An 18,747-nucleotide genomic window follows, 5' to 3' on the forward strand; every position below is an offset into this window, starting at 1 on the left:
TTTGAAATGCAGCGTGAAATGACTTTCAGTGGCCGTATTGCTGAATACAACGCTGAAGTGGTTCTGCCATCCGGTGAAACGACCAATAAAAATGTTATCCGTATCGGTGGCTTTAATGCTGTTGCTGATGGCAAGTATCTGAACTGGGATCTGGAAGCCAGCCGTCTGGTGGAACTGGATAAGCAGCCGGGTGGCCGCTACACAGGCCCTGTATCTGAACTGGAATCTGCTTCCGGTACACAACTGACCGGTTTCTGGGTCGATCCTTCCCGCGGCCAACTGCTGAAAATCATGGGTCAGTCACCTGAACTTGGCGACCGTGTTGATCAGGGCGGTGTGGTTGGTTACATCATTCTGGTGCTGGGTGCGATCGGTGTTCTGCTGGCGGTATGGCGCATGATTGTACTGTACAGCGAAGGCAACAAAATCAAGAGTCAGATGAAATCGGAAACTCCGAACGAAAATAATGCTCTGGGTCGTGTTATGGCGGTATTTAATGCCAATAAAAATGCTGATACAGAAACACTGGAACTGCACCTGGGTGAAGCTATTGCTGCAGAAATTCCACGTCTGACCCGCGCCATTGGCTGGATCAAAATCATCTCTGTTGTTGCACCTCTGCTGGGTCTGCTGGGTACGGTAACCGGTATGATCGACGTGTTTGAAACCATGTCTCTGTTCGGCACCGGCGATCCTAAGCTGATGGCTGGCGGTATTTCTCAGGCACTGGTAACAACCGTTCTGGGTCTGGTGGCAGCGATTCCATGTGTATTCCTGCACACACTGACCAACAACCGTTCCCGTGAACTGATGATGATCCTGGAAGAACGTGCCACCGGTATTCTGGCTCGCCAGGCTGAACAGCAACACTCTAAAGCGGCGTAATTCGCAATGTTCACAGAATTATACGAGCCGGTATATCTGTTCCTTGAGCGGGGAGGCGAAGTCCTCTTCGCCATCATGGGACTGATATTTATCCTCTGGCTGATGGTACTGGAACGCACTGCATACTTCGCTTTTGTTTATCGCAATCATGTGAAGAATGCGATCCGTGAATGGGAAGCGCGCGCAGAGCGCACTTCCTGGACGGCTCACCAGATCCGTCAGGAAATTATTGCCCGTCTGGGTTCGGAAATGTCCGCCGGTATGTCGACCATTAAGATGCTGGTCGGATTGGCGCCTCTGTTCGGTTTGCTGGGTACTGTTTACGGCATGATCGAAGTATTCGACGTGATGGCGTTCCTGGGGAATGGCAGTCCGAAAGCGATGGCATCCGGTATTTCCAAAGCGACGATTCCGACTATGGCCGGGATGGTAGGTGCTTTGACCGGGGTGTTCGCCCAATCCATTCTGGATCGTTATATCAAGCGTAAACAGGTCCATCTTGAAGACCAGTTAACTTTTGACCACTAATTTGGAAGTAATGTTATGAGACGTGGTTTTTCTAATATGTCTGCTCAGGCAGAAGAAGGCGAAATCGATATTACGCCAATGCTCGACGTGGTTTTTATCATGCTGATTTTCTTTATCGTGACAGCGTCTTTTGTTAAAGAAACCGGTATTGAAGTTAATCGTCCGGATGCCAGTACCTCTCAGGCAAAACCGCGCGCTAACATCCTGATTGCCATCAATGATATGGGTGAAATCTGGATCGATAAGCGCCGCGTAGATGAAAGCCAGGTACGTGCCAACATCGAACGCATGCACGCAGAAAATCCACAGGGAACTGTCGTTATTCAGGCCGACGAAGAGGCGAAAACCCGTCTTCTGGTTGCTGTGATGGATGCTGCCCGGGCAGCGGGTGTTTACGACGTTTCACTGGCAACGGAGAACTGATAATGCAATCCGTGATGCTTCGCTTCGGCGCTGCACTGGCGGTTGCCGCGGCTGCTACTTTCGCCGTGTTCTGGATGATGCAGAGTCTGATCAGCAGTGGTGGTTCTGTTCTGAATGAACAGGACTACGGCAAGCTGCAGAGCTTTGTGATGTCCAAACCGGACGACGACGTGCAGACCAAAGACCGCAAGCCGGAAAAACCACCGGCTCCGCCGGAGGAACCACCGCAGCCGGATATGCCACGCCCGGATATCGCCAAAGCGGATACTTCTGCATTTGATATCGGCGGTTTTGATCTGGGTGCAGATCTGAATGTTGATGCTGGTCTGAGTGGTGGTACCGGTGATGGCGAATATCTGCCGATTGTGAAAGTCGCGCCGAATTATCCGCGCCGTGCTGCACAGAAGGGTATTGAAGGTTACGTGGTTGTCGAATTTACCGTAACAACTCTGGGAACGGTTGTTGATCCCGTGGTTGTTGAAGCTCAGCCAGCAGGTATTTTTGATCAGTCCGCCAAGCAGGCAGTAACCAAGTTTAAATATAAGCCAAAAATGGAAAATGGTAAGCCAGTAGAAGTAACAGGCGTGCGCAACATTATCCGTTTTGAACTGGCCAAGAACTGACAGGCGAGGTGAGTATGAAAAAGCCCGTTATTATCGCACTGAGTGCCATACTCGGATACAGCTCCCTTGCGTTGCTGCCAGTGGCAGTGCCACAGGCGGCAGCAGCTGAGAATTCTGATTCGCAGTCTTCCAAGAAGCGTGTTCGTCGCAGTCAGACCATGCGCCCGGTTATTTTTAATAAACTGGATGCTGTTCGTGCTAAAGCCGACGAAAAGAAATATGCAGAAGCGCTGGATGAGCTGGCGTCAGTTGAAAAGATTCGCCGTAACTCTTATGAGCAGGCCATGACGTTCAATATGTACGCGTATGTGTATTTCAATCAGGAAGATTATGCCGGTGCTATTAAAGCGTACGAGCAGGTTGTGGCCATCGACAGTATTCCTGAAAGTCTGGAACAGACAACACTGTATAGTCTGGCCAAGCTTTACCTGATTCAGGAAGACTACAAAAAGTCTCTGGTGATGCTGAATAAATGGTTTGCCGTAGTAGAAAAGCCAGGACCTGAAGCTTATATCCTGCGCGCGCAGATGCAGTTTCAGCTGGAGCAGTACGGCAAAGCGCTGCCGGATGTTAAAAAGGCCATTGCGCTGGTTAAACAGCAGGGCAATCAGCCAAAAGAAAACTGGCTGATGCTGGAGCGTGCGGTTTATTACCAGAACAAAGATTTTAACAATCTGGCCCGCTGTCTGCAGGATCTGGCGACACTGTATCCTAAGCCTCAGTACTGGACTCAGTTAGCGGCTGTTTACAGTGAACTGAATAAGCCTCTGAAGGAATTGTCGACCCTGGAAACAGCTTACGATCAGGGTTATCTGAAGCGTGAAAGTGATCTGATCAGTCTCGCTTACGCTCTGATGGGGCAGGATATTCCGTACAAGGCAGCCAATATTCTGGAAAAAGGTCTGAAGGACGAAATCATCAAGCCGACAGCAAAAAACCTGTCTACGCTGGGTGATGCGTGGATGCTGGCCAAAGAATATGACAAAGCTATTGTTGCGATGACCAAAGCGGCTGGTGAATCACAGAAGGGCTCGGATTTCTTCAAGCTCGCTCAGATTCATACGGAGCGCCAGGAATGGAAACTGGCTCTGAATAATGTCAACGCGGCATTGAAAGACGATGACTTTGATAAGTCATCTAATGCTTATATTCTGAAAGGTAATATTCTGTTCAATATGAACGATCTGAATGGTGCCAGACAGAGCTTTGCAGCGGCTGAGAAATTCCCTGAAGCTGAAAAGACTGCCGCCCAGTGGCTGGCATTTGTTGAAGCGGAGCAGAAGCGCCGTGAATATATGGCTTCTGTGAACTGATTTTTCCGCTCGCTTTCGCCATAAAAAACGCCCGCATCAGCGGGCGTTTTTTATGGGTTAAATCTCCGCCTGTTGACATCAGCGGCTTTTGGGCGTCCACGCCCATATCATGGTTGCTCTGACGGTTTCTGTGCCGCTGGCATCGGTAATGGTTACCGGAACCTGTATCTCGCCTTTTTCTGTATTTTTTACATAATCGAGCTGCTCATCGCTGAAGCTGGCTCTGGCCGTCATATCGCCGCTGGCGCGCTTGAGATACTCGAGTTGCATGGAGCGGATCACAATGATCCGGTCGTCCGGAACACTCATACCTGTCATAAAGCCGGTTGCGGATTCTGCCAGTAATCCCATGGCGGCTGCGTGAACGCTGCCGATATGGTTCTGCACTTTACGGCGATTGCGCATAATGATGATGCATTCATTCGGGGTCAGTTTTTCAACCCGTGTGCCAGCGGTGCCGGCGAACGGGATCACACGGCCCATGACTTTGGACAGAATCCAGGGCTGCAGGCTCTTCGGCATGCCAGATACTTTATTGATCACCCGGGTCAGGCGGTTTGGCTTGGTCATAATCTTCAGCTTCTTGTTATGGTTGGATTGTGCCGGAACTGGTGCTTCAGCGGGTCACGTGCAGCATTGCATGCAGATAAACAGCCAGTTGGTACTTTTTAGCCTCTGAGTATATAGCAAGCAGCAGATGTCTGAATATGTCAGTGCTGACAGGGGACTGTGGCCAAGGGCACGGTGAATACCGATTTCTGCAGCATTCACCTTATCTGGCCTTAAGATAACCTTAAGTGAAGGCACTGCTTTATCTGCTACCCTGGTGTTCGGTTTTCTGCACAGAGGAATGTTCTTAACTGAACGTATTCCGGCATGATTAAGATAAATACCTTCGCCTTCTTCAGTATTTTGTGCGCCGTTCTGCCTGTAGTGAGTTATGCGGCTGAAGGTGCTGATTACAGCTCAGAACCTACCGGATTTCTGCGCTTTATCGTTATTGGCGATACCGGCACCGGAGGCGATGGACAGCATCAGGTGGCAGATGCCATCAGAGCTGTGTGTCAGTCCAGAGGGTGTGATTTTGCTCTCGGCCTCGGTGATAACGTGTATGAACATGGCGTAAAGAGCGGTTCTGATGCGCAGTTCGAGAGCAAATTTGAAATACCTTACGCAGAGTTGAATTTTCCTTTTTATATGGTCATCGGTAATCATGATGACCCGACCGCTGAAAAAGAGCTGGCCGGAGAGAGTCTGTCTGGCGGATATGAAGTTCAGTACACCTATGACAAGGGGAAGGGTAAAGGCAACAAAGACGGAAAATGGCAGATGCCAGGCCGTTACTATCGGGTTGATTTACCGGATGCGCCGCACCCGCTGGCAACGTTTCTGGCCATAGATGGTGCGCCATTGGCAGGGCCCGCAGATACTCAGTATTCTGCATCTCAGAAAGCCTATCGTGATCAGCAGGGCGCCTGGCTGGACACCCAATTTGCACAGAGCGACGCCCGCTGGAAAATCGTATTCGGCCATTTTCCTCTGTATTCCAACGGCCGCCACGGTAACGCGGGAAATTATGGTGGTCATAAGAATCAGGGCATTCTGTATAAGAATCTGTTAACTGACCACGTCTGTGGTAAAGCGGATCTGCTGTTTGCTGGCCATGATCACAATCTGCAATGGCTCCGCCCGGTTGCCGAATGCGGAAACACCACAGAGATTATTTCGGGAGCCGGGGCGAAAGAAACGGCACTGGCGGATAAAGAACGTAACCCGGCAATATGGCAGGCAGGAGACACGTTGGGTTTTCTTTACGTTGTACTTTCTGCAGACACCCTGCGCGGTACTGTGTACACAGTGGATAAAAACGATGGTCATTATGAGGCGGCGTTTGGCTCCTCCATGCATAAGTGAACGAAGAGGATATCCGTCCCTGTTTTAGCGGATTATTCAGTATCTTTCGTTCACTGTGTTTAATCGCTGTGTCAGCTAGTCTTTCCAGATGGTTTTACTTTATTTGGGCGACTTATTTTGGCGTATTGTGTTGTGCCAGAGCTGTGGGCTGAACAGCGGCAATAAAAGCAGCGGTAATTTCCGCTGTTTTATCCGCTTCCTCTATCTGCGGCACATGGCCGGTTCCGGGCATAATATGTGTTTCCGCCTGTGGCATCATGGATGCAAAGACGTCAACCGATGAGACATCCAGTACCCGATCCTGTGCGCCCCAGATAATCAGTACCGGCATGTGAATATTTTCCTCGACCATAGCTTCAAAGTCCTGTTGCTGAAGCTGATCCCGGGTCGCCAGCATATCGTCAAAAATGATGCGGTTTATTTCGGCGCGGTTGATGGTCTTACGTATCATAGCCGGGCGGATCGGCCATGGAACAAAGGGCGGTTGCTCCATAATCATATCCCAGCGGTATTCAAAGCTTTCTTCGTCAGTCGCAATCAGTGGATTTTTTCCGGAAGAAAGTGCCTGCATAAATGGGCTTGGATTAGGTGAATCAACTCCGGCCGCATCAATCAGAGTCAGGCTGGCAACTTCATCCGGGTAACGTGCTGCGTAAATGGTTGCGATGGCGCCACCCATGGAATTACCGATCAGGTGAATATTCGCGAAGCCTTTTGCTGCCATCAGGTGCTGCAGACGGTCGGTTTGGGTAATCAGATTGTAGTCACCGTTTGCCGGTGCCGGGCTGTCACCATGGCCGGCGAGGTCCGGTGCGATCAGGTAATAATCATCGGGCAATTCGGCTGCCAGTTTAAGCCAGGTTTCTTTGTTGGCTGAAAATCCATGAATTAACAGCACCACCGGGCCGATACCGGGCCGTTCCATATAGTTCAGAGACATATCGCCAACGTTTTGCTCGCCGACGCTGAAGCCCTGTGCCGTGCGGCCATATTGCATGGTTTTGTCCAGCAAAGTGTCCTGTTGTGTATTGGTGCAGCCGCTGATCAGCATGATCACAACGGCAATGATTGGCAGAAAATATCGGGGTGTCATAACCGGGTTCCAGGGTATTTAAGGCGACAGCTGAACGGTAAAACTCAGCGCTGAATCTCTGCAGGGCTGAATGGCGTTATTCTGTCGCATCTTTAGCATTGCAGACGTCAGGCCTTTCCTTTGCCAGCAAGTAACTGGCAGAGATCATCAGCGTGTTTTATGGCTTCGTCAATCTGATCGGCTTCCAGCAGATGGTGCGGCCGGCAGATCAGCAGAATGCCAGCAGACCATTCGATGTGAAGGTTCGGGTGCGCCAAAAACCAGTCGCTCAGCTCCGGGGTCAGGCGTTGCCAGAAGTTCTGCGGCTGATCGCTGCTGATATGCCAGCGTCTCAGCAACATGGGTTTTTGTTCCGGGCGCAGCGGGTAGAGCGGGTCCTGCAGGCTTTCACAGAATGTATCCTGACGCAGCCAGGTATCTTTCTCAATTTCAAAGCGCTCTGCTGCCGCTAATTTACACTCCACTAACAAGAGTGTTTGCGTAGAGGTACCGCCGGGCGTGATCAGACTGTAATCGAAGGTGTTAATATAACGACCATTCGGGTGGCGACCTTCCAGCAGATGGCGGAAGTGACGGAACTGGCCACACTCCAGTAATACAAAGTGAGCGTCGCGGATTTCATGGCTGAGCGCCGCGTAGGGGCGATATTCCAGGCCAATGGACTTGCCGGCAGTGGCGAGATCGCGTCCGCGTCGTCCGGTGTCCAGCAGCAACACAAAAATCAGCAGCCCGACTACCAAGAGAACAACCAGCAGACTCAGCAGAGGAATGATTGACAGCATTGGGTATCCGTAAAATGTCAGCCTGCAGCGAGTGTAACACTCATTGGCCACAGGCTTCTCTTCCCATGAATTCTGAATCTGCTTAAGGAGACCAGATTGACCAAAGCCAAACCCGTATTAGTCAGCACACGCAAAACAGCCAGCGGCCATGACATAGGCATTATCACCCTGAATGCACTGGCGGCGATGAATGCCGTGGATCTGGCTATGGTGGAGATGATTGATCAGCAGTTGCAGCAGTGGCAGCGCGACAGTCGAGTGGTCGCCGTGGTGATGAGGGGCGCCGGCGATAAAGCATTTTGCGCCGGCGGAGATATCCGCAAAATTTACGACAGTATGCAACCGGGTGAAGATCAGTATCAGTACGCGGATGATTTCTTTCGTGGCGAGTATGCAAAAAACTATCGTGTGCATCTGTTCAATAAGCCGTTAATTGCCTGGGGCAACGGCTTTGTGATGGGCGGAGGATTAGGCCTTTTTATTGGCGCTAATCACCGCGTCGGTACCGAATCCCTGAAGCTCGCCTGGCCGGAAGTCCGCATCGGGCTTTTCCCGGATGTTGCCGCAAGCTGGTATCTGTCCCGTTTGCCGTACCCAGTCGGACACTGGATGGCATTAAGCGGCAGCCACATGAATGCACCGGATTGTCGCACACTTGGCTTAACACAGTATGCATTGCAGCATACTGATTATGACCAGATGTTGCAGCGGCTGAAAAAGGCCTCCTGGGGGACAAATAAAGCCGAAAATCATCGCACTGTGCGCACCCTGCTGCACGACATGGAGCCGGCAGCGGAGGCTGTTATGCCCGCCAGTGAGCTGGCGTCCGCTCAGGATGATTTGCAGCAGTTATTTGCCAGCCGGGAACTTGCAGATATTGCCTTGCAGTTTGCCCGCTATGCGGGTGATCAGCCGTGGCTGCAACAGGGCATTGCTAATTTTCACAAGGGCTGTCCGGCGACGGCGGCTCTGATTATAGAGCAATTGCAGCGCGGCGCTTTTTTGAGTCTGAAAGAGGTTGTGCAGTGGGAGCTGGATCTGGCCTGGCAGGCTGTCCGGCATCCGGATTTTGCTGAGGGCATCCGCGCAATGGTCATCGACAAAGATTATGCGCCACAGTGGCAACACAGTTCGGTAGATCAGGTGCCGGCGGAGTGGGTAGACGCGTTAATGGCAGCGCCATGGAAACCGGCGGACCACCCGCTGAAAGATCTTTAAACCGGCAGGTCGATTGCCCGGGATGCAGACCGGGCCAGGCCCCGGTGCAGTCATGCAGGAAGTCATGCAGAGAGCACCGTGAATTACATGCCCAGCGCGTTTTGGGTGGCTTCCATCTCTTCCGACAGTGCTTCCAGTTGCGTCACTTCCTCGTCTGCCGCCAGCCCCAGACGCTGGAATGATCCCAATTCAGTACGGTTTACTTTTCCCAGCGGATGGTCGCTGCCAGCGTAGCTTTGCAACGTTGCGACCTGCACCAGATCGGTGTAATCCGCACTGTCGGCGGTGTGCTTGAGATTCAGATATTCCTTCGGCACCAGTGCCAGATCCGGCTGGAAATCCCAGCTGCGCAGGATATAGCTACCCAGCGACGGGTGCAGTTTTTCCAGCACCAGATCCAGCGAAATACTGTCATGCAGCAGATCAGCGTTGTCTTCTGCGTAAGAAAGAATGGGCAGCATACCGATCTGGTGAATAAGCCCGGCTAACAGGGCCTGATCGGGCTGCAGTCTGGTGTAATGACGGGCCAGTACCTGGCAGGTGGCAGCGACTTCCATGGCCCGTGACCAGCAGCTGCGCATGCGTTTATCAATGATGTCATGGGTGGCCTGAAACATCTGTTCCATGGCCAGACCGACACAGAGGTTACTGGTAAAGTCGATGCCGAGGCGGGATATCGCTGTGTTGAGATCGGTCACCGGCGAGCTGGTGCGGATCAGCGGGCTGTTGGTGACCTTAATGATGCGTGCGGTCATCGCAGGATCCTGAGCAATGATTTTAGTCAGCTGCGGGATCGTGGTGGCGGCGTCTTCAGCAATCTCCTGCACCTGCAGGGCAATTTCCGGCAGGGTGGGGAGAACCAGCTGATCATTTTTGATTTTGGCGACGATATCGTCTTTAACCTGTAAGGCCAGGTTGCTCATGGTTGGGCCTCTCTGCAATGCCGCAGACAGGACCATCCTTGCTGCGGTTTACTCGTTGGATTGAGCAGATTCCTCTGCGCTCATCTCTTCAGTATAGAAAAGCTCAGACAGCTGCACGGTATTTTCACCAATCTGTGCGTGGGTTGGCAGCTCGCCCTGAATAATGATCAGGCCTTTGTCCTGCTGCCATGCGGCGATTTCGCCGATATTTTTGCCGTTGCCGTCCGTAATATGGCCGGTAATCTCTGCCGTTAATGGCACATCCGAAGAGGCTTTCACCAGATGCTTTTTGGTTTTTCCCAGATATTGCAGACGGGCAACAATCTCCTGGCCGGTATAACAGCCTTTGTGAAAGCTGATGCCGCCCTGGGCGGTCATATCAACAAACTGTGGCACCCAGGCTTCGCGGCTGGCTGCAGTGACCCAGACGATGCCTTCTTCGATGTCCAGCGCAGCCCAGGCGCTGACGTCGTCTGTGGCATCCGCTGTTTCCGCGGCTGACCAGCATTCCTCGCGGCCATCTGGCCAGCTCAGGACATAGCTGCTATCAGTCTGCAGCAGTGGATGTTGTCCCTCCAGAGTCGCCTGAGAGGCCTCCGCAGGAATTTTGCCGATTACCTGCAGATCGCTTTCAATGGCCATGGTGGTTTTATAAAACACGGCGTAGCGGCTCAGATGCTGCTGCAGGGCTTCAGCCTGAGCAATTGGCAGACGCAGCAGGTAGTCACTACCGCTGCGGGCGATAATAAAGTTGGCAACCATGCGTCCTTTGGCGGTACAGCAGGCGCCGGTCTGCCAGTGCTGATCGGCCAGTTTGACTGCGTCGCAGGTCAGCTGCCCCTGCAGGAAACGTTCGCTGTCCGGACCTTTGACCGACAGGATGGCGTAGTCGCTGAGGTGGATGGTCTGGATAAATTGCGGCTGAGACATGATGGCTCCATGACGTCGGTTAAGACTTTGCTGTTGGCAGCAGTCTACTTTAAAACAGGATGCATTTGCATCGCGCAACAGACAGTCCATTGTGGTGCTCTGACCGCTTTGTGAATCTGGTATACTCGCGCCGCTGATGGATCCGGAGGCCCGGTCTGGCGCTCACACTGAGATGCTGCCGGTCAATAGTGTGTTATCCGGAGTCTGTGATTTTTGCCAAGGCCCCACCCCGACAGGAGAACAATGTGGCTGACGATATCGATTTAAAACGCGTCTGCTGGCACAGCCGCCGCGGTATGCTGGAGCTGGACGTATTGCTGGTGCCTTTCGCTGAGGAGGCTTATGCCTCACTGGCTGATGATGATAAGGCCCGCTACCGGGAGATGCTGGAACGCGAAGATCCGGATCTGTTTACCTGGTTTATGGAACATGTCACCCCGCAGGAAGCGGATATGGAACGTATTGTGAATCTGGTGCGGGAGCATGCCCGCAGCCGCTGAGTGGCAACTGCAGCCATCCCGCCAGCAACGCCGGCTGAATGCCATTACGGCCATTGCATTGTGTCTGTTTGCCTTGCTGACGGTCCCGCTGTTGCTGCCTGTTGCACTGCTGCTGAGTGTTCTGCTGTTCTGGCCCGGCACTAAGGTCACCCGGCTGGGCGTGGATGCATCCGGTTGGTGGCTTGATCAGGGGGCGGGCCGGCAGTACGTCGAGTGGCGTGCCGGGAGTATCCGGCGGCGGTATCTGGTGTTATTGAACTGGTCCTGGAGACCCTGGGAATCGGTGATCATCCGCGCAGACAGCGTACGCTGTGAGGATGATTTCCGCCGTTTGAAAGCTGCTTTGTATCAGAGCTGGCACTGAACAGCCTTTGTTCTGGCGCCATGCCGACTTACTGGTATCTGAGCAGACGTCTGTAAGTACAGGTCAGGCTGAAAAGCCGCCACAGCAAGGCTGCGGCGGCGGACAGTTTTATAAATGGTCAGATCAGGCGCTGGCGGCTGCCAGTACTTCTTTTTCTTCTTCACGCAGGGTGAGAACTTCGTAGCCGGTCTCTGTGACTGCGATGGTATGTTCCCACTGGGCTGATAATTTCTTATCGCGGGTAATAACCGTCCAGCCATCTTTCATGTGTTTCAGTTTATGGCCGCCCTGATTGATCATAGGTTCGATGGTAAACACCATACCGGCTTCCAGTTTGACGCCGGTGCCCGGAGTGCCATAGTGCAGCACCTGCGGATCTTCGTGCATTTCACGGCCAATACCGTGACCGCAATATTCACGTACGACGCTGTAGCCGGCCTCTTCGGCCACTTTCTGAATGGCATGGCCGACATCACCCAGGGTTGCACCGGGTTTTACCGAATGAATGCCGGCCCACATGGCATCGTAGGTGGTATTCACCAGTCGTTTTGCCACTGGTGTTACTTTGCCAACGCAGTACATTTTGCTGGAATCAGCGATAAAACCGTTCTTTTCCAGCGTGATGTCGCAGTTGATGATGTCGCCGTTGCGCAGAATCTGGCTGACCTTCGGCATGCCATGGCACACCACGTGATTTACTGAGGTGTTCAGTACGTAAGGAAAATCGTACTGGCCTTTGCTTGCCGGACGCGATTGCAGGTCGTTGACGATGTATTCTTCCACGCGTTCGTTGATCTGCATGGTATTGATGCCGGGTTGAATAAAGTCATCCAGCATGGCGAATACTTTGGCCAGCAGACGTCCGGATTCACGCATCAGTTCGAGATCTGCGGCGGATTTGATATTGATGTTCATACGGCCTCTGCCTGTTGAATGTGAGCGCGCAGCTGTGACAGCGGCAGGTCCGCAGATGCCAGCAGTTTACGCGTGAGCTGGGAGTAGGTCAGTTCCGGATAGAATTCGGCCAGCATGCCGATCTTGATCCAGAATTCGGCCTGACCGTTGATGGAACGGCCAAGTACGGCACTGGCGTCACGGATTTCTTCGTGCAGCTCTTCGGAAATTTTGACGATGCCCATGGCAACCTCCGCATATCATTAATATGCGGAGTATATATGAAACGTATATGCAATATATCGTTCAGATGGAACTCAGAGTTCACCCAGTTCCTTCAGGTGGGTTGGCGTCAGGACAGTATCGAAGGCACGCGGCAGGGCTTTGGGGTAATCGCGGCTGAAATGCAGTCCACGGCTTTCCTTGCGCAGCAGGGCTGAACGGATAATGACATCGGCCACATCCACCAGATTGCGCAGCTCGAGCAGGTCGTGACTGACACGGTAGTTGCTGTAGAACTCCTGAATCTCCTGACGCAGCAGATTGACGCGGTGGCGGGCGCGCAACAGGCGTTTGGTTGTGCGCACAATGCCGACGTAGTCCCACATAAAGCGACGCAGCTCATCCCAGTTGTGCGCGATCACCACATCTTCATCGGAGTCGTCGACCTGGCTGGCATCCCAGCAGGGGGCTTCCGGAATCGGCTCACTGGTATCCAGCGTTGCAACAATGTGTTCCGCAGCCGAGCGGCCAAATACCAGGCATTCCAGCAGCGAATTACTCGCCAGACGGTTGGCACCATGCAGACCGGTACAGGCGGTTTCGCCCACCGCATAGAGGTTTTCTATGTCAGTGCGGCCATGGGTGTCAGTGATGACGCCACCACAGGTGTAGTGGGCCGCCGGTACCACAGGGATCGGCTCTTTGGTGATGTCGATACCCAGTTCCAGACAGCGTTCATAGATGGTCGGGAAGTGTTCTTTGATAAAATCTGCCGGTTTGTGGCTGATATCGAGAAACAGGCAATCGGCACCGAGGCGCTTCATTTCATGGTCGATGGCACGGGCGACAATGTCGCGCGGTGCCAGCTCGCCACGTTCATCGAAGTTCTGCATAAAGCGTGTGCCATCGGGTAACAGCAGACGTCCGCCTTCGCCGCGTACCGCTTCTGAAATCAGGAAGGAGCCGGCCTGCGGGTGGTACAGACAGGTTGGGTGGAACTGATTGAATTCCATGTTGGCAACCCGGCATCCGGCACGCCAGGCCATGGCAATACCGTCGCCGGAAGCGCCATCCGGATTGCTGGTATACAGGTACACTTTACTGGCGCCACCGGTAGCCAGAACCACGGCGCGGGCGGTAATGACATCGACTTCTCCGGTATCATTATTGAGGAAGTAACCGCCGATACAGCCGTGACCGTCGAGGCCGAGTTTTTCCCGGGTGATCAGGTCAATGGCGATAAAATTCTGCATCATGTGCAGATTGGATTTCTCCTGCGCACGTTGCAGCAGTGTTTCCGAAATGGCATGGCCAGTAGCATCGGCGGCGTGGATAATGCGCCGCGCGCTGTGACCGCCCTCACGGGTGAGGTGGAAATGATCCGGTCCGTCCTGAGTGAAGGGGACGCCGATATCGATCAGCCACTGGATCGCAGCGCTGGAATGTTCGACGGTAAAGCGCACGCCAGGCTCATGACAGAGTCCGGCACCGGCAATCAGGGTGTCATTAACGTGCGCATCAACACTGTCGTTCTGGTCGAGGACAGCGGCAACGCCACCCTGAGCCCAGCGGGTAGAACCGGAATCGAGCGATTCTTTGCTGATGACAGCGGCCTGCAAATGGTCTGGCAGGGAAAGTCCCAGTGTCAGTCCGGCAGCACCACTGCCGATGATCAGTACATCATAGGTATGGGATTGACTCATTTTCAGGAAAGCCTTATTTCAGATAGGGCGGCACGACCGGCCCCGGCCGGGGCATATCGGCCAAACAGAGCCTCATGATACACTGATGGGGAACTAATCGTAAAAATTACGCTCTACTGCTTCGAATGAGGTCTACAAAACCACAGGAGGCAGTACGGATGAGTACGGCAACGGCGCTAGCGCAGAAGACCACAGCGGAACAGGGCATGACTGACCAACAACATACCGACCGGCAACTGGTAGCCAGGGTGCAGAAAGGCGATTCCCGAGCCTTTGACCTCCTGGTAATCAAATACCAGCACCGTATCCTTGCGCTGGTAGGACGTTATATCTCCGATTTTGCGGAAGCTCAGGATGTGACTCAGGAAGCTTTTATTAAAGCCTACCGGGCGCTGCCTTCCTTCCGTGGTGACAGCCAGTTTTATACCTGGATGTACCGTATTGCAGTTAATACTGCCAAAAATTACCTGGTCAGCCGCGGTCGCAAAACGCCGACCCGTGATATTGATCTGGATGATGCTGAGTTCTTCGCGGACGAAGCTAAAATGAAAGATATAGAAACACCGGACAGTCTGATTCAGCGCGATGAGCTGCGTCAGGTGGTGTTTGATGCCATTGATGCTCTGCCTGAGGAACTGCGTATGGCAGTTACTCTGCGTGAACTGGATGGTCTCAGCTACGAAGAAATCGCGGAAGTGATGGATTGCCCGATCGGCACCGTACGTTCCCGAATCTTCCGTGCCCGGGAAGCTATTGATAAGAAAATGCAGCCGTTACTCTCTGAGTCCGGCAGCGCGATCGCCTGAGGAGTAATCATGAACGAGCGTATTAACGAATCTCTCTCTGCCCTGGTTGATGGTGAAACCGATGAACTTGAGGTGCGCCGCCTGCTGAATCAGCTGGAGAGTGACGACGGGATGCGTCAGACCTGGCACAGATATCAGATGATTGGCGCTTTGATGCGCGATGAACCTGCGGTCAATGTTGATCTGTCACGTGGCATTGCTCAGGCCATTGCCGGTGAGCCAATGGATGAGGTAAGTCGTCCTGCGGAACAGGCTTCGTCTGCCGATGAACCTCAGGTCGTGGAGAAACATTCGCGCTTCCGCTGGCTGGCGTCAGGCGCCGTTGCGGCAACCGTAACTCTGGCTGTGTTAGTCGGTGTGCGTATGACGGGCAATGCACCCGGAGAAATGCAGATGGCAGAGCAGTCGCAGACTGTGAATGTCCCTGCTGCCGTTGTTGCTCAGGCCGACAAGACGGAACAGCCGGTCATTCTGGCAGATGCCAGCGAGCTGAGCCCGGAAGAACTGGAAGCCGCGCAACGTAAGCTGCAGGAATATGTGATGCAGCATACTGAACAGGCCGCGATGAGCAACGCTGGTGGTGTGATGCCTTACGCCCGCGTCGTGAACTTTGAAAGCGAAGAGGAGAGTCGCTGATAATGAAGCGCTGGTTGCTTCTGCCTTTGTTGGCCAGTGTCGTTACACTGGCCAATGCTGAAGGAAGCGCACGTGGCTGGCTCGATCAGATGCAACGTGCATTCAAAACTGAAAACTACCAGGGCGTGTTGATTTACGGTAACCAGCAGCACTGGGAAACCATTTCCGTAAAGCACGGTACCGTGGATGGCAAAGAGTATGAAATGCTGCGCCATCTCACTGGTGTGCCGCGCGAGATTATCCGCAGTGGTGATGAAACCATTTGCATTCACCCGGGCGATCACAGCGTCCGTCTTGCCAGCAGTCTGCCTTCTCCGCTGCAGGGGATCGATTCAAACGCAGACATTTCTGAATCCTATAATTTCCGTTTTGCCGATTCTCAGCGCATAGCCGGGCGCTATGCAAAACAGCTGTTTATTTCTCCGAAAGACGAAAACCGTTACGGCTATCGTTTATGGCTTGATCAGGAAAGTGGCCTGCTGCTGCGTTCTGATATGCTGGGGCAGGCAGGACAGGTTCTTGAGCGATTCCAGTTCGCGACGGTCGAAATCGGTATTCCACTGAGCGCTGCTGATTTTGTACCGGATGGTGATGGCCATCCTCTGGATGAACATCCTGCCTTTAAAATATCCGACCATTCACTTGATACTCCCGCCTGGTTACCGCAGTGGGTACCGGCCGGTTTCGTGCTGATGAAAGCCGGGGAGCTGATTCCGCCAGTGCCGGAGGGTGCTGACGAAACGCTGCGCCAGCCGCCCATGCGCCTTATGTATACCGACGGCCTCGCGGCATTTACTCTGTTCGTTGATCTTGCCGGCGCGGAAAAAATGCCGGAAATGGTCAGCCAGTGGGGCGCTACCTCAGCGGCTGTGCGTTATCGTAAACAAGGTGAAGAACGCTACCGCATCACAGCGGTTGGTGAATTACCTTCTGCAACTATTTCCCGTATTGCAGCGTCTGTTCAGCCTGCTGTTACGTCCGGGGAGCAGAGTGATTCCGGACACTGAAAAGGCAGAACTTTATGACACAGGAAATTGTCGTAGTAACAGAACTTGGGGACGGTGGTGTCTGGGTTGAGGGTGTGCAGAAAAGCGCCTGTAACAGCTGTAATGCGCGTTCAGGTTGCGGTCAGCACAGTCTCAGTAAACTCGGTCGTCCGATGCGCCTCTGGGTCGAAAGCGATAAGAATCTGAGCGTCGGTCAGGAAGTCATTCTGAGTATCCCGTCCGGCGGTCTGGCTGTCAGCGCCCTGATTCTGTATGGACTGCCTTTGCTTACTCTGATTACCGGTGCGTCGGTCGGACAATTGTTCGGCGATGCGCCAGCGGCTGTCGGGGGGCTGGCTGGTTTAGCAGTGGGCTTTATTCTGGCCAGAAACATATCCCGGCGTTACCAGGACCGCTGGCAACCTAAACTGGTGCCGGGGTGTGAGCAGATTTCGGTTATTTCAGCAGACTGAAGTATATAAGGTAACAAAATGAGCAAGATATACCGTGGTTTAGCCTTTATGGTGCTGGTGGTATTCAGTGTGGTTTCCCGCGCCGAACTGCCGGATTTTCGTGACCTGGTGAAAGAAACGTCTCCAGCCGTGGTTAATATCAGTACTGTGCAGCATATCGAAGCGGCCGGTTTTCAACAGCGTTATGGTTTACCCCAGGATGTGCCGGAAATTTTCCGCCATTTCTTCGGTGGTCCGGGTGGACAGCAGGGAGCTCCGGGAGAAGAAGAGCGCGCTTCTCTTGGTTCCGGTTTTATTATCTCTGATGACGGTTACATCTTAACCAATAATCATGTTGTAAAAGATGCTGACGAAATTGTGGTTCGTCTCAATGACCGTCGTGAACTGGATGCCAAGCTGATCGGTGCGGATGAAAGTTCTGATCTGGCGTTACTGAAAGTAGAAGCGAAAGATTTGCCAACGGTTGAACTGGGTAATTCTGACAAGCTTGATGTGGGTGAGTGGGTGGTTGCCATCGGTTCACCATTTGGCTTTGATTATTCAGTTACCGCCGGCATTGTGAGTGCGAAAGGCCGCAGCCTGCCAAACGAAAACTACGTACCTTTCATCCAGACTGACGTCGCCATCAACCCAGGTAACTCCGGTGGCCCACTGTTCAACCTGGATGGCGAAGTGGTTGGTATTAACTCACAGATTTACACCCGTTCCGGTGGTTTTATGGGTGTGTCCTTTGCAATCCCGATCAATGTTGCGCTGGACGTCGCTGATCAGCTGAAAGAGAAAGGTAAGGTCAGCCGTGGCTGGTTAGGCGTGGTGATTCAGGAAGTGAGCAAAGATCTGGCGGAATCCTTTGGTCTGGATAAAGCAGCCGGTGCTCTGGTTGCACAGGTAGTACCGGACAGCCCTGCCGAAGCAGCGGGTCTGGAAAGTGGCGATATCATCACCCGTTTCGATGGCAAGGATATTTATCTGTCATCTGATCTGCCTCATCAGGTTGGCCGTATCAAACCGGGCGAGAAGGCGAAAATTGATATCGTACGTAACGGTAAACGTAAAACATTGAATGTTGAGATTGGCGTATTGCCGGACTCAGACGGCGCTGAACTGGCGATGAACAGTGGTGATCCACAGGAACATGCCAGTAAACGTCTCGGTGTTGTGGTTGCTGAGCTGAGTGGCCGTCAACGCAAAGCCGTGGGTGATGGTGTGATCGTCAAAGAAGTGAAACGCGGCCCGGCGGCGTTCTCAGGCCTGGTTAATGGTGACATTATTACCAATATCGCCGGGGATGCCGTTACATCTGTGGATGAGTTTGAACGTATTGCTAAGGATCTGCCGGCTAACCGCAGTGTGCCAATGCGCATTGTCCGTCGCGGTTCTGCTATGTTTATTCCGCTGCGTATCAACGAGTAGCGAGGGCGTCAGAAGGATTGTGGTGGCGCCGGCACATGGTGTCTGTCACCTGTCCGTAGAACTGCACCGCAAGACAGTCAGTAAAGCCCGGCTACGCCGCAATGCTGTTCACTTAAGA

General features: G+C 53.1%; 22 protein-coding genes. 14 read left to right on the plus strand and 8 right to left on the minus strand.

Annotated features, from left to right (window positions below; genetic code table 11):
* The 5 genes from B2Z72_RS06775 to B2Z72_RS06795 form a co-directional block, all read left to right on the plus strand.
* Positions 1–885, plus strand: an 885-nt coding sequence (locus tag B2Z72_RS06775) for a MotA/TolQ/ExbB proton channel family protein (RefSeq protein WP_297004423.1), incomplete at its 5' end; no start/stop codon positions are given.
* 6 nt (positions 886–891) lie between these two features.
* Positions 892–1,413 (plus strand): MotA/TolQ/ExbB proton channel family protein, encoded by a 522-nt coding sequence (locus B2Z72_RS06780; protein ID WP_296983137.1) that lies wholly within the window; start codon positions 892–894, stop codon positions 1,411–1,413.
* A gap of 15 nt (positions 1,414–1,428) precedes the next feature.
* Positions 1,429–1,836 (plus strand): ExbD/TolR family protein, encoded by a 408-nt coding sequence (locus tag B2Z72_RS06785; protein ID WP_296983138.1) that lies wholly within the window; start codon positions 1,429–1,431, stop codon positions 1,834–1,836.
* 2 nt (positions 1,837–1,838) lie between these two features.
* Complete coding sequence (locus tag B2Z72_RS06790) at positions 1,839–2,459, plus strand: energy transducer TonB (protein ID WP_296983139.1); 621 nt, start codon at positions 1,839–1,841, stop codon at positions 2,457–2,459.
* A gap of 14 nt (positions 2,460–2,473) precedes the next feature.
* Positions 2,474–3,772, plus strand: coding sequence for a tetratricopeptide repeat protein (locus B2Z72_RS06795; RefSeq protein ID WP_296983140.1), 1,299 nt, complete (start codon positions 2,474–2,476; stop codon positions 3,770–3,772).
* A 78-nt stretch (positions 3,773–3,850) separates the two neighbouring features.
* On the opposite strand, the gene B2Z72_RS06800 is transcribed toward B2Z72_RS06795, so the two are convergent.
* Positions 3,851–4,342 carry a hotdog fold domain-containing protein gene (locus tag B2Z72_RS06800; protein ID WP_296983141.1) on the minus strand — a complete coding sequence of 164 codons (492 nt, stop codon included), beginning with the start codon at positions 4,340–4,342 and terminating at the stop codon, positions 3,851–3,853.
* A gap of 306 nt (positions 4,343–4,648) precedes the next feature.
* Here B2Z72_RS06800 and B2Z72_RS06805 point away from each other — a divergent pair, with 306 nt between their 5' ends.
* The gene (locus B2Z72_RS06805; RefSeq protein WP_296983142.1) at positions 4,649–5,686 is read left to right on the plus strand and encodes a metallophosphoesterase; all 1,038 of its coding nucleotides are present in this window, start codon (positions 4,649–4,651) and stop codon (positions 5,684–5,686) included.
* 112 nt (positions 5,687–5,798) lie between these two features.
* On the opposite strand, the gene B2Z72_RS06810 is transcribed toward B2Z72_RS06805, so the two are convergent.
* Both B2Z72_RS06810 and B2Z72_RS06815 read right to left on the minus strand, forming a co-directional pair.
* Positions 5,799–6,779, minus strand: coding sequence for an alpha/beta fold hydrolase (locus B2Z72_RS06810; protein WP_296983143.1), 981 nt, complete (start codon positions 6,777–6,779; stop codon positions 5,799–5,801).
* Positions 6,780–6,886: 107 nt separating this feature from the next.
* A complete protein-coding gene (locus B2Z72_RS06815; protein WP_296983144.1) occupies positions 6,887–7,561 on the minus strand; it encodes a hypothetical protein in 675 nt (224 codons plus the stop codon).
* A gap of 96 nt (positions 7,562–7,657) precedes the next feature.
* On the opposite strand from B2Z72_RS06815, the gene B2Z72_RS06820 reads away from it, so the two are divergent.
* A complete protein-coding gene (locus B2Z72_RS06820) occupies positions 7,658–8,779 on the plus strand; it encodes an enoyl-CoA hydratase/isomerase family protein (RefSeq protein ID WP_296983145.1) in 1,122 nt (373 codons plus the stop codon).
* A gap of 83 nt (positions 8,780–8,862) precedes the next feature.
* Here B2Z72_RS06820 and B2Z72_RS06825 read toward each other — a convergent pair whose 3' ends face one another.
* Together B2Z72_RS06825 and B2Z72_RS06830 are read right to left on the minus strand one after the other, a co-directional pair.
* Entirely contained in the window at positions 8,863–9,702 is an 840-nt protein-coding gene (locus B2Z72_RS06825; protein ID WP_296983146.1) for an HDOD domain-containing protein, read from the minus strand.
* 48 nt (positions 9,703–9,750) lie between these two features.
* Entirely contained in the window at positions 9,751–10,632 is an 882-nt protein-coding gene (locus tag B2Z72_RS06830) for a YgfZ/GcvT domain-containing protein (protein ID WP_296983147.1), read from the minus strand.
* A 245-nt stretch (positions 10,633–10,877) separates the two neighbouring features.
* On the opposite strand from B2Z72_RS06830, the gene B2Z72_RS06835 reads away from it, so the two are divergent.
* Both B2Z72_RS06835 and B2Z72_RS06840 read left to right on the plus strand, forming a co-directional pair.
* Positions 10,878–11,132, plus strand: coding sequence for a succinate dehydrogenase assembly factor 2 (locus B2Z72_RS06835; RefSeq protein ID WP_296983148.1), 255 nt, complete (start codon positions 10,878–10,880; stop codon positions 11,130–11,132).
* Positions 11,116–11,496 (plus strand): hypothetical protein, encoded by a 381-nt coding sequence (locus B2Z72_RS06840; RefSeq protein WP_296983150.1) that lies wholly within the window; start codon positions 11,116–11,118, stop codon positions 11,494–11,496. Before B2Z72_RS06835 ends, B2Z72_RS06840 begins: the two co-directional genes overlap by 17 nt.
* A gap of 123 nt (positions 11,497–11,619) precedes the next feature.
* Here B2Z72_RS06840 and map read toward each other — a convergent pair whose 3' ends face one another.
* From map to nadB, 3 genes are all read right to left on the minus strand, one after another.
* The gene (map, locus tag B2Z72_RS06845; protein WP_296983151.1) at positions 11,620–12,411 is read right to left on the minus strand and encodes a type I methionyl aminopeptidase; all 792 of its coding nucleotides are present in this window, start codon (positions 12,409–12,411) and stop codon (positions 11,620–11,622) included.
* Entirely contained in the window at positions 12,408–12,635 is a 228-nt protein-coding gene (locus B2Z72_RS06850; RefSeq protein WP_296983152.1) for a ParD-like family protein, read from the minus strand. The genes map and B2Z72_RS06850 overlap by 4 nt, the downstream gene beginning before the upstream one ends.
* Before the next feature lie 72 nt (positions 12,636–12,707).
* Complete coding sequence (gene nadB / locus B2Z72_RS06855) at positions 12,708–14,315, minus strand: L-aspartate oxidase (RefSeq protein ID WP_296983153.1); 1,608 nt, start codon at positions 14,313–14,315, stop codon at positions 12,708–12,710.
* A 206-nt stretch (positions 14,316–14,521) separates the two neighbouring features.
* On the opposite strand from nadB, the gene rpoE reads away from it, so the two are divergent.
* Genes rpoE through B2Z72_RS06880 form a run of 5 tightly spaced genes read left to right on the plus strand, consistent with a single transcriptional unit; the run spans position 14,522 to position 18,629 of the window.
* Entirely contained in the window at positions 14,522–15,121 is a 600-nt protein-coding gene (gene rpoE, locus B2Z72_RS06860; protein ID WP_296983158.1) for an RNA polymerase sigma factor RpoE, read from the plus strand.
* Between the two features lie 9 nt (positions 15,122–15,130).
* Positions 15,131–15,757 carry a sigma-E factor negative regulatory protein gene (locus tag B2Z72_RS06865; protein WP_296983154.1) on the plus strand — a complete coding sequence of 209 codons (627 nt, stop codon included), beginning with the start codon at positions 15,131–15,133 and terminating at the stop codon, positions 15,755–15,757.
* A gap of 2 nt (positions 15,758–15,759) precedes the next feature.
* A complete protein-coding gene (locus tag B2Z72_RS06870; protein ID WP_296983155.1) occupies positions 15,760–16,764 on the plus strand; it encodes a MucB/RseB C-terminal domain-containing protein in 1,005 nt (334 codons plus the stop codon).
* 14 nt (positions 16,765–16,778) lie between these two features.
* Complete coding sequence (locus B2Z72_RS06875; RefSeq protein ID WP_296983156.1) at positions 16,779–17,216, plus strand: SoxR reducing system RseC family protein; 438 nt, start codon at positions 16,779–16,781, stop codon at positions 17,214–17,216.
* 18 nt (positions 17,217–17,234) lie between these two features.
* The gene (locus B2Z72_RS06880) at positions 17,235–18,629 is read left to right on the plus strand and encodes a DegQ family serine endoprotease (RefSeq protein WP_296983157.1); all 1,395 of its coding nucleotides are present in this window, start codon (positions 17,235–17,237) and stop codon (positions 18,627–18,629) included.
* Positions 18,630–18,747 lie beyond the last annotated feature (118 nt).

Source organism: Thalassolituus sp. UBA6592 (assembly GCF_002433655.1).
Classification (GTDB): Bacteria; Pseudomonadota; Gammaproteobacteria; order Pseudomonadales; family Oceanobacteraceae; genus Venatoribacter.